Source organism: Streptococcus oralis subsp. oralis (genome assembly GCF_002096455.1).
GTDB classification, from domain to species: domain Bacteria; phylum Bacillota; class Bacilli; order Lactobacillales; family Streptococcaceae; genus Streptococcus; species Streptococcus oralis_CY.
This window is the reverse complement of record NZ_NCUL01000008.1, coordinates 941,048-952,349: the sequence shown is the minus strand read 5'-3', so window position 1 is coordinate 952,349 and position 11,302 is coordinate 941,048. Positions and strand designations below refer to the sequence as shown.

The following is an 11,302-nucleotide window of genomic DNA, read 5'->3' as shown; positions in this document are numbered from 1 at the left end:
TTTTTATGGTATAATAAAACGATATAACTCGTTATTGGACAGAAGAGGAGAGACATGAGTGATTTGAAAGCGATTCAGGCTCGTAGTCTGGAAATGGCTGAATATTTCGTCGCATTTTGTAAAGAACATGATTTGTTGTGCTATCTCTGTGGTGGAGGAGCCATTGGTGCCCTACGTAACAAAGGTTTCATTCCTTGGGATGATGACCTAGACTTTTTCATGCCACGTAAGGACTATGAAAAATTAGCAGAACTATGGCCTCGTTATGCAGATGAGCGTTATTTCTTGTCAAAGAGTAACAAAGATTTTGTAGACCGTAACCTTTTTATTACCATTCGTGACAAGGAAACTACTTGTATCAAGCCTTATCAGAAGGATTTGGATTTACCACACGGTTTGGCCTTGGATGTGTTACCATTGGATTATTATCCTAAAAATCCAGCTGAGCGTAAGAAACAGGTTCGTTGGGCCCTGATTTATTCACTCTTTTGTGCGCAAACTATCCCAGAAAAGCATGGTGCGGTCATGAAATGGGGAAGTCGCATCTTACTCGGCCTGACTCCAAAATCTCTACGTTATCGCATTTGGAAAAAAGCTGAAAAAGAAATGACCAAGTATGGTCTGGCTGAGAGCGATGGAATTACGGAATTATGCTCAGGTCCCGGCTACATGCGAAACAAATACCCGATCGCATCCTTTGAAGACAATCTTTTCTTGCCATTTGAAGGAACTGAGATGCCCATTCCAGTCGGTTATGATGCCTATCTCAGCACTGCTTTTGGCGATTATATGACACCACCACCAACAGACAAGAAGGTACCGCATCATGATGCTATTATAGCGGACATGGACAAGAGCTACACAGAGTACAAGGGAGAATATGGAGCATGATGGGAGAAAAAATAAGCGTTATCGTTCCAGTCTACAATGTAGAAGCCTATCTGGAGCGATGTGTGGAGTCGATTCTTCAACAGACTTATGCCCATTTTGAGTTAATCCTAATCAATGATGGTTCTACTGATTCCAGTGGACAGATCTGTGATCACTTAGCGTCTCAGTATGAGAATATCAAGGTTTATCATATCGAAAATGCTGGTGTTTCAAATGCTAGAAATATGGGAATTCAGCTAGCGACGGGTTCTTGGGTTACCTTTATTGATAGCGATGATTTCGTTACCCAGGATTACCTAGCTACTTTAGCAAGTGCAGCTGAAGGGTTGAATGTAGGCTTTGTAATTGCTCCTCTGCACCATATCAAAAACGGAATTGTAACAGACCTACCTTCACATTCAGAAAAAACAGAACTCTGGTCAACAGAAGAAACCATGAAGGAACTACTGATGACTACCAGAACATCATTTTTTCCAGTCGCAAAACTGTTTAAGAGAGACCTGCTTGCGGATGAAAAGTTTAATACCAATTATCACCTAGCTGAAGATGCCTTGTTTTTAACTGAATTGCTACTAAAGACAAGATGCAGTTGCGTATTTATTGACAAACCTGTTTATTATTATGATCATCGTGAGGGAAGTGCAACAACATCTGTTAATCGATATGTATTTGACACAATAGAAGTTTATAAGCAAATAATTGCTCAAGTTTCACAAGCCTTCCCTAATTTAAAATACGAATTAATAAATAGAGAGTGTTGGTCGTACATCACAGTTTACGATAAAATTATCTTTACTTCACGTGAAGAGTATCAAAAGGAGAAAGCCGAGCTGAGGAATTGGATTGTTCAGCATCGACGCGAAATATGGAAAGATGCTTATTTCACCACTTTTCGCAAGGTAGCGATCCTTTCACTTGTCATTTCTCCATGGCTATATAAGAAAATTGTTGGATTAAAAAACTAATATCATGAGAAGGAGTTGAAAATGAATTTTTCAAAAATGGATGAATACTTTGAAAAATCAAAACTATGGATTGCGTATCTATTTGTTTTCATTTCGATTTTAAGTATGAGTTCACTGGTTTATAAGATAGCAAATCCCCTCTACAAGGGATTATCAGCGATTGTAGTGTTTTATATTTGCTATACCTTATTGTTTAAGTGGAAAGAAATCACGGTAGATCGCAAATTTCTATCCTTATTTGGACTCTTAGCTGGAAGTCATCTGCTATCAGCTATTTTCAATCGCTCTGGACATCTGATTGGAAATGTGATTGAAATCCTCTTCATGGTAACCTATGTTTTATTATTTACCATGTTACAATCAGGGCAACTTAAAAAATTATTTGACTGGATTGCCTATACGGTTCAAATTGTATCTTTTTCTTCAGCAATTTTTGCGTTTGGTTTATTGATAAGTAGAGTCCTCATCCTATTTAAGATTGGTGAACAATCTTATTACTATGGTGTCATGAATGGCCGTCTGTGGGGGATTGTCAATCCAAATGCTAGTGCGATATTTTCATACATTAGCATTATTTTGGCTATGTATTTGATCCATAAAGGAAGTAAATATTCTGTTTATCTTAAACTGAACAATGTGATTCAATTCGTTTACTTTGCTATGATGCAAAGTCGAGGAGCCTTACTTTCTTTACTTCTCATGATTGGACTCTATAGTTTCTTTGCTACTAGAGGAAGTATCGTTAAACGATTCCTCACTTTTATAGTTGCTGGTTTGCTGATTACTGCAACTAATATTGGATTAAGCTATGTAACTTCAATCTATATCTCATCTGAAACTGCGACTGTCTTAGATTTAAACAAAGGACAATCCTATGCTGAAACAGATTCGTCTGTTACTAAGAAAAACGGTGAGCTCCATCTGATTGAAACAACACCAAGTGGTAGAACCTATATCTGGAAAAATGCCATCAAGATGGGAAGTGCCAAACCAATTTTTGGTTATGGTGTACGAAATGTTCCAGATTACTACACAGAATATTTCAGTAAATTTGAGATTCAAAACTCCCTTATTGGTGGGAATTTCCATAACATTTTTGTGACCATATTTGTCAGTTCGGGAGTTCTAGGTTTGGTATCCTTCCTTCTTGTACTGGCTTATGTCATCAAGCGCTTTTTAACGTATTTGATTGTTTCCAAGAAACATACTGATAAATTGATCATGATTCTTTTCTTTGGTATCTTGTTTGGTCAATTATTTGAAAGTCAGATTATGTATTCAACCAACTTTATTAATATCATCTTCTGGCTAGCGATTGGCTATGGACTCGTAGTCTGCAAACGAGATGAAGGAGTTCGGTACCAAGAAGTAACAGATGTTAAAGAAATTCAAGAGATGGAACTTGGAATCATGGAGTATATTCATGAAGTTTGTCAGAAAATTGGGGTCAAGTATTTCTTAGCATATGGAAGTCTAATTGGTGCTGTTCGCCATCAAGGATTTATCCCTTGGGATGATGACATGGATATCTGCATGTTACGAGAGGATTATGAAAAATTGCAAGACTACCTTATCGCTAACCGTGATGAACGTTACGAAGTTATGTCTTATAAAAATAATCTCAACTATGTCTATCCCTTCATGAAAGTGCAGGATAACCATACTTACTTGCTAGAAGAAGATGTTCGCATCGATTCGAATATGGGAATCTATGTAGATATTTTCCCTGTAGATGGCTACGAGGATGACGTACAATTTAAAAACAAGATGACGAAACTGATAAAGAAACGTCAATTGAGTTGCTACACCTTCAAAGGCATTACCAATACAAAAAGTGTACTGAATTCACTGCTACGTTATGTGTCAGTTATTATTTTCTATTTCACCAATACAAACAAATACGTTGCCCAGATTGAAGAGCTTGCAAAATCCCGTAAAGTCTCAGATTATGAGCAGGTGGATTATCTTATCTACAAGGATATGAACAAACCAGTGTGGAGACGTGAATGGCTGGAACAAGTTACTACTGGAATATTTGAAGGTAAGGAATTTACCATTCCGAAAAACTATCATGAAATTTTGACCTCAGACTACGGAGACTATATGCAGTTGCCACCAGTTGAACAAAGAGTATCTCATCATGATTTTAAATTATGGAAGATTGTTAAAAGGTCTAAATGACGAGATTGGGATTAAGAAACGTTTAAAAATATAGTCAAATTTAGGAGAATAGAACCTATGTCTGAAAGAACTTTAACTCTTGAAGAAATCAAGCAAGTAGAATTGGATATTTTAAAGTATCTACATGAGCTTTGTGAACAACATCAAATCAAATACTTTATTGATTTTGGAACCTTACTAGGAGCTGTACGCCATAAAGGATTTATCCCTTGGGATGATGATACAGATATTTCCTTGGCGCGTGATGAATTTGAAAAACTGTATAAGGTTTTACAAAATGAAAATCATCCCTACTACAAATTGATTTCATTCAGAGAAACAAAGGGATATCCATACAGTTATATGAGAGTCTATGATGTAAGGACTCGTCGAGATGCTAACCTCGTAGACCCAACGGTCGTATTGGGAACTTGCGTTGACATTTTTCCATATGATGGTGTCGTAACACAGGAAAGTGACCGTAAGAAAATGAAGCTCTACAAATATTTCATTCGCCTTTCTTCTTTGAATTTTAAAGGGATCAAGTCTGAGAATGGTGGACTTAAAAACCTCCCTCGTTATATGGGATCAGCTATTTTCCGCTTAACTTCCCCACAGCTATGGAATCAAAAATTAGAGAGCCTTGCTTTGAAGTATAGTGTAGATCAAGCAACAGATCTTACTTGTACTATCTATGACCCTTATTATCCAAATGGTATAAAAAAAGAATGGCTCTATGATTTGATTGATATGCCTTATGAAAACATTGTGGTCAAGGTTCCGAGAAAATACCATGAAATACTTGTCTACGAATTTGGAGAAAACTATATGACTCCACCACCTATTGAGCAACAAGTCCCAGGAGGGGATAAAAATTATTGGATTGATTAGATTTTTAAAAGTTGCTTATTGTTAAGATAAAGGAGTTTTCAAGGTGAAAAATAAATGGTTATTAAAATCAGTCAGCTATAGTGTTCTCGCATTCTTTCTATTACTGATTCAGTTATCGCAAGGAGTAGATGCAGATACCATCTCTGCAGGTTCGGGCAATCGTATCCATTTCATAAATACTAAAGCAAAATCTGGGAGTGATGCCATCCTTCTGGAAAGCAATGGTCACTATGCTTTGATTGATATGGGAGAAGACTATGATTTTCCTGATGGGAGTGACCCACGCTATCCAAGCCGCTGGGGAATTTCCATGAGAAATTATCAAGTATTGGAGGATCGATTGATTCGCCACTTGGATCAAATAGGTGTAAAAAAATTAGATTTTATTATAGGAACTCATGTTCATAGTGACCATATTGGTGGAGCAGACGAAATACTCAATCGATATCAAGTCGGTAAGTTTTATTTGAAAAAATATTCAGATGATCGGATCACAGCAAACTGGGGACTATGGGATAATCTTTTCAATTATGATAATGCTTTGAGAGCAGCTCAAAAACGAGGAGTTACACTTATCCAGAATATTTCAGATGAGGATAGTCATCTAAAATTAGGTGATATGGATATCCAACTCTACAACTATAAGAATGAATATGATGCTGAAGGGAATCTGAAAAAAGTTCGAGATGATAACTCCAACTCCATCGTTTCAGTGGTGACTGTGGCAGGAAAGAGAATCTATCTTGGTGGAGATTTGGATAATGCCGAAGGAGCAGAAGATAAGTTAGGTCCAGTTATCGGTAAGGTTGATATGATGAAATGGAACCACCATTATGATGCGACAATTTCAAATACGATTAATTTCCTTGAAAACTTATCACCAAAAATGATTATTCAGACAACTGGTGGAGATATTAATGTTGCTTCAACCAGAGAATACCTTCAGAAGAAAAATATTCAGGTTCTTCATGCTGCTAGCCAAACTCAAGACGCTACCGTTTTTGATATTAGCGATAAAGGATTTGCAAATGTTTCAAATTCCTTCCCTAATATCCCTGTAGTTGACGAAAAATGGTATCAAGAAGATGGTTATTGGAAATATCGTTTGACTGACGGAGAAATGGCTATCGGCTGGAGAGAGATTGGCGGAGCCACTTATTTCTTTAATGGAAAAGGACAAATGCAAGCAGGTCGCTGGCTTCACCTTAACGACGACTGGGGAGAAAATGCCAAAGGGAATGATTACTATCTGAACCAAAATGGTAAAATGCAAACTGGTGGTTGGTTCAAACTAGATGACTCTTGGTATTATATCCAATCAAATGGTGCTAGACGATTTAGCGAGCTCTCTGAAATTGGAGGGAAAAAGTATCTCTTTGCTGCAGATGGGAAGATGCTAACAGGACACCAAGTCTATAATGGCAAGAAGATGTTCTTTAGCGAAAGTGGTGCACTCCAAACAGCAGGTAAGCCTTCAACATGGCAAAAGATTGATTCAAATTGGTATTTCTATGATGAGGATGGGCTAAAGACCATCGGTAAAAAGAATATCAATGGAAGCACATACTACTTTAATCAAGAAGGTATCATGCAAACTGGCTGGGCATTTGTTGATGGTCACTGGAACTATTTTGCAAGTTCTGGAGCTATGAAAACCGGCTGGGTCAAGGATCAGGAAACATGGTATTATCTGGATAAAGATGGCATCATGTTAACTGGCAGACAAGATATAAATGGTGTTCGTTACTATTTGAATGCTAGTGGTGCCATGCAGACTGGCTGGAAGTGGCACGACAATAGCTGGTACTTCTATACGAACTCAGGTGCTATGAAAACTGGTTGGTTGAAAGATAAAGAATCATGGTATTATTTGGATCCAGAAACAGGTATCATGGCTGTAGGATCTAAAGAGGTTGACGGTAAGAACTATTTCTTCAGCTCTGCAGGGACTATGCAAGTTGGATGGCAGTGGTCAAATGATTCTTGGCATTACTACGCTACGTCTGGCGCACTCCAAACTGGTTGGTTGAAAGATGGTGATGTCTGGTATTATCTTGAAGGTAAGGAAGGCGATATGTTAGTCGGCCTCCATCAAGTAGATGGTAAGCAATATTACTTTAGCAAATCTGGAGCCATGCAAACTGGCTGGAAATGGTTTGATAATCATTACCGTTACTTTGAATCAAATGGAGCCATGAAAACTGGTTGGATAAAAGACAAAGGCGTCTGGTATTATCTAAATCCTGAAGATGGTATCATGTTGGTTGGCCTTCATAAAGTAAATGGTGATCATTATTACTTTGATGAATCAGGAGCTATGCAAACAGGTTGGAAACAGCTTGATGGTAATTGGTACTATTTCCAAGCTAATGGTTCTTTGTTGAAGAACGCAACAACACCTGATGGTTACAAAGTAAACGAAGAAGGTATCTGGAAACAGGCTGTTGCTGCTGTAAATAGCGAGGCAGTCAAGCCAGAACAGAAACAAGAAGCTAATTCCTCTATTGTTGAACAACCTAAACAAGATTCAAATCTAGAAGCCAACGCTTCTGAAAAGAAAGAAAAAGAATAAAGAAGAAATCCCCTACTGGCAACTAATTTATCAGTAGGGGATTTTTTTAATTTCGTTTTAATTTAGCAAGTACAAGGTTCAGTGCATAGTGGAGTGTTTTGTCTTTGGTAATAAAGAGGGTCAAGAGGTAATAGATACCACAAGTTGCTACGGTAGACAGAACCATGAGAATCATATTGAAGTTTACTGTGTAAGAATTGATTTGGAAAATCATCTTAAAAATATAGAAGATTGGGATAAAACCAAGGGATATAATGCTATAACGTGTTAAGGTTATAAAAATTTCTTTTAAACTAATCAGTTGGTGTTTCTTGATAAAATGAATTTCAAGTAAAACAACGATAGTTTCTGCGATAATGGTCGTAGTGATGTAATACTCAGGTGCAAAAATATTATTGAAATACAAGATGCTATTTAATAGTATATTGGCACCACCACCAAGGAAGTAGAAGGCAGTTAAGCGATTTTCATGATCGTTGATAAAGATAATCTGTTTACCAAGAATCAACTCAATAGCCCAAATGATGGTACGAAAAGCGAAGACGCTAGTTACGATACCCGCTTCAAGATATTTTTCAGAAGAATAAATAACAGTTGCGTACCGTCCCAATATCATAATCCCGATACTAGTTGGAACCATAAGGAAATAGAATAAGGATGCCGCTTGATTCACGAGATAATTATAGGACTTGTAATCCTTTTTACCGAGATAGTAGCCAAGGCGTGGAATACTGACGTTGATAGCTCCACTCAAGACACTGGCAATCAGCATGACGATACTATAGGCAATTGTATAGTAGGAAATATAGTTCTCATCCGGTCCCTTGGTGATAAACATTCTATCTAGCAAGGTATAAAGCATATTAGCGTTTGCTAAGAGAAGCATAGTAAAGAGTGGTTTAGAAGCTTTAGCTAATTCGACGAAACCAATCTTAACAAAAGAAACTTCTCTCTTAATCCAAAGAAAACTGAGCAGGTAGTTGAGGATAGTGGTTGCACTCATGACGATGGCATAAGGAACGATATCATCTGCAGTTTTAACAAAGGTAAAGATAGCAACCAGCATGGCAATCCGAATAATCAATGTTTTGTAGAGGATGAAGGCATAGTTTTCATAAGCCTCGTTCATCCATTCGATATTGAGAAATTGGAAGAGTGCTTGAGCCCCTAGGATGTAGTAGAGGACCTTCAGATTCTCAATGCTGGTGTCAAAGAAGATAATGAGGAAGTAGATACCTGTCGTCAGGAGAGAGGTAAAAACCGAGATATAAAACAACTTAGAAAAGACGTAGTTGATTTTATTCTTGTCATCCTTGACCTTACTGATAGCTCGAATCCCGTAGTTGTATATTCCAAAGGCAGCTAGTGGAATAACGAAACTTGCCCAGGTATTGGCTGTATTGAAATAACCGTAGTTGGATTTGCTGAGAATCCGTGTCAGATAAGGATTGGTTATCAGCGGAAAAACGATATTGAGAATATTGACCAGCAAGCTGGCCAAGGCATTTACTTTTATATTTTTCATTGAACTTTCTTTCTTAAATCTAAAATCATATCTAGTATTATATCACATTCTCGCTTCATTCTTTTGATAAAATCGTAAAAATCTAGTATAATAGATAGACTGAAAGTATGAGGTTACTAGATATGAAGATGAAACAAATCAGTGATACAACACTAAAAATCACGATGACTTTAGATGATTTGATGGACCGAGGAATGGAGATTGCAGACTTTCTCGTTCCTCAGGAAAAAACCGAAGAGTTTTTCTATGCTATTTTAGATGAGTTAGAGATGCCAGACAATTTCTTGGATAGTGGCATGCTGAGTTTCCGTGTGACACCAAAACCTGATAAGGTGGACGTCTTTGTGACCAAGTCCAAGATTGACCAAAATTTGGATTTTGAAGATTTGGCGGATCTACCAGACATGGAAGAATTAGCCCAAATGTCGCCAGATGAATTTCTCAAAACCTTGGAAAAGAGCATTGCAGATAAGACCAAGGACGATATTGAGGCCATCCAATCTCTAGAGCAGGTCGAAGCAAAGGAAGAAGAGCAAGAGCAAACTGAAAAGGAGACTGAGAGCAAGAAAGAACCTTATATCTACTATATCTTGCGTTTTACAAGTCTTGCTGACTTAGTTGCTTTTGCAAAGACGGTTAACTACCAGATGGAAACATCTGAACTCTATAAGATGAATGGACACTATTATTTGACAATCTTAGTCGATGTGGAAAATCATCCAAGTCCATATCCAGCCTGGCTCTTGGCTCGTATGCGTGAGTTTGCAGACGACAGTGATATCAGTCGTTCAGTCTTGCAAGAGTATGGGCAAATCTTGATCAATCACGATGCAGTTCTTAATCTGCAAAAGATTCGTTCATAATTTTTAAAATCAATTTTCATTTATAAAGAAAGACGAATCATGGGATTCGTTTTTTCTTTACTAGACTGAAATAGTGATTTACTATAATAGGAATTTTCACAAAATTCTGTTATAATGGCTATATCAGAAAATTTCTAGGAGACAAACATGACAGTTAAAATTGCTTTACTTGGATTTGGTACCGTTGCAAGTGGCGTGCCTTTCCTCCTAAAGGAAAATGGAGAAAAAATCGTTCAGTCAGCTCATTCAGAGATTGAAGTAGCCAAGGTATTGGTCAAGGATGAAGATGAAAAGAACCGCTTGCTTGCAGCAGGAAATGACTTTAACTTTGTAACCAATGTAGACGATATTTTAGCAGACAAGGACATTACTATCGTAGTGGAATTGATGGGGCGTATCGAACCAGCTAAGACCTTTATCACTCGTGCCTTAGAAGCTGGGAAACACGTTGTTACTGCTAACAAGGACCTTTTGGCTGTTCATGGTGCAGAATTGTTAGAAATCGCTAAAGAGCATAATGTAGCACTTTACTATGAAGCAGCAGTAGCTGGTGGGATTCCAATTCTTCGTACTTTGGCAAATTCGTTGGCTTCTGACAAAATTACGCGCGTTCTTGGCGTTGTTAATGGAACTTCCAACTTCATGATGACCAAGATGGTGGAAGAAGGCTGGTCTTACGATGATGCTCTGGCTGAAGCTCAAAGACTTGGATTTGCAGAAAGCGACCCTACAAATGACGTTGATGGGATTGATGCAGCCTACAAGATGGTGATTTTGAGCCAGTTTGCTTTTGGTATGAAGGTTGCTTTTGACGATGTAGCCCACAAGGGAATCCGCAACATCACACCAGAAGATGTAGCTGTAGCCCAAGACCTTGGCTATGTAGTGAAATTGGTTGGTTCTATCGAGGAAACTCCTTCTGGTATTGCTGCGGAAGTAACTCCAACCTTCCTACCTAAAGCACATCCACTTGCCAGTGTGAATGGGGTAATGAACGCTGTTTTTGTAGAATCTATCGGTATCGGTGAGTCTATGTATTACGGACCAGGTGCGGGTCAAAAACCAACTGCAACAAGTGTTGTAGGGGACATTGTACGTATCGTTCGTCGCTTGAATGATGGTACCATTGGTAAAGACTTCAACGAATACAGCCGTGACTTGGTCTTGGCTAATCCAGAAGATGTCAAAGCTAATTACTACTTCTCAATCTTGGCTCCAGACTCAAAAGGTCAGGTCTTGAAACTAGCTGAAATCTTTAATGCTCAAGATATTTCCTTCAAGCAAATCCTCCAAGATGGCAAAGAGGGTGACAAGGCGCGTGTAGTGATTATCACTCATAAGATTAATAAAGCGCAGCTTGAGAATGTTTCAGCTGAGTTGGCCAAAGCTTCAGAATTTGACCTCTTGAATACCTTCAAGGTGTTAGGAGAATAGG

The 11,302-nt window shown here is 38.1% G+C and carries 8 protein-coding genes; 7 read left to right on the top strand and 1 reads right to left on the bottom strand.

Features of this window, described 5'->3' with window-relative positions; genetic code table 11:
* Nucleotides 1-54 precede the first annotated feature (54 nt).
* The 5 genes from B7720_RS09205 to B7720_RS09185 are packed head-to-tail and all read left to right on the top strand — an operon-like array spanning nt 55 to nt 7,479.
* Nucleotides 55-891 (top strand): LicD family protein, encoded by an 837-nt coding sequence (locus B7720_RS09205; protein ID WP_044020559.1) that lies wholly within the window; start codon nt 55-57, stop codon nt 889-891.
* Nucleotides 888-1,856 carry a glycosyltransferase family 2 protein gene (locus tag B7720_RS09200; protein WP_044020561.1) on the top strand — a complete coding sequence of 323 codons (969 nt, stop codon included), beginning with the start codon at nt 888-890 and terminating at the stop codon, nt 1,854-1,856. The genes B7720_RS09205 and B7720_RS09200 overlap by 4 nt, the downstream gene beginning before the upstream one ends.
* Nucleotides 1,857-1,877: 21 nt before the next feature.
* Entirely contained in the window at nt 1,878-4,037 is a 2,160-nt protein-coding gene (locus tag B7720_RS09195; protein WP_084857691.1) for a LicD family protein, read from the top strand.
* Between the two features lie 57 nt (nt 4,038-4,094).
* Nucleotides 4,095-4,907 carry a LicD family protein gene (locus B7720_RS09190; protein ID WP_044020565.1) on the top strand — a complete coding sequence of 271 codons (813 nt, stop codon included), beginning with the start codon at nt 4,095-4,097 and terminating at the stop codon, nt 4,905-4,907.
* A 43-nt stretch (nt 4,908-4,950) separates the two neighbouring features.
* Nucleotides 4,951-7,479 carry an MBL fold metallo-hydrolase gene (locus tag B7720_RS09185; protein ID WP_084857688.1) on the top strand — a complete coding sequence of 843 codons (2,529 nt, stop codon included), beginning with the start codon at nt 4,951-4,953 and terminating at the stop codon, nt 7,477-7,479.
* 46 nt (nt 7,480-7,525) lie between these two features.
* On the opposite strand, the gene B7720_RS09180 is transcribed toward B7720_RS09185, so the two are convergent.
* Entirely contained in the window at nt 7,526-9,004 is a 1,479-nt protein-coding gene (locus B7720_RS09180) for an oligosaccharide flippase family protein (RefSeq protein WP_084857686.1), read from the bottom strand.
* A 122-nt stretch (nt 9,005-9,126) separates the two neighbouring features.
* On the opposite strand from B7720_RS09180, the gene mecA reads away from it, so the two are divergent.
* Together mecA and B7720_RS09170 are read left to right on the top strand one after the other, a co-directional pair.
* Nucleotides 9,127-9,867, top strand: a complete 741-nt coding sequence (gene mecA, locus B7720_RS09175) for an adaptor protein MecA (RefSeq protein WP_084857683.1) — start codon at nt 9,127-9,129, stop codon at nt 9,865-9,867.
* Between the two features lie 147 nt (nt 9,868-10,014).
* Complete coding sequence (locus B7720_RS09170) at nt 10,015-11,301, top strand: homoserine dehydrogenase (protein ID WP_084857681.1); 1,287 nt, start codon at nt 10,015-10,017, stop codon at nt 11,299-11,301.
* Nucleotide 11,302 lies beyond the last annotated feature (1 nt).

Excerpts from the sequence above, each read along its gene's own strand:
- B7720_RS09180 (WP_084857686.1), bottom strand. The coding sequence starts at position 9,004 with ATGAAAAATATAAAAGTAAATGCCTTGGCCAGCTTGCTGGTCAATATT.
- B7720_RS09205 (WP_044020559.1), top strand. The coding sequence starts at position 55 with ATGAGTGATTTGAAAGCGATTCAGGCTCGTAGTCTGGAAATGGCTGAA.
- B7720_RS09195 (WP_084857691.1), top strand. The coding sequence starts at position 1,878 with ATGAATTTTTCAAAAATGGATGAATACTTTGAAAAATCAAAACTATGG.
- B7720_RS09200 (WP_044020561.1), top strand. The coding sequence starts at position 888 with ATGATGGGAGAAAAAATAAGCGTTATCGTTCCAGTCTACAATGTAGAA.
- mecA (WP_084857683.1), top strand. The coding sequence starts at position 9,127 with ATGAAGATGAAACAAATCAGTGATACAACACTAAAAATCACGATGACT.
- B7720_RS09170 (WP_084857681.1), top strand. The coding sequence starts at position 10,015 with ATGACAGTTAAAATTGCTTTACTTGGATTTGGTACCGTTGCAAGTGGC.
- B7720_RS09190 (WP_044020565.1), top strand. The coding sequence starts at position 4,095 with ATGTCTGAAAGAACTTTAACTCTTGAAGAAATCAAGCAAGTAGAATTG.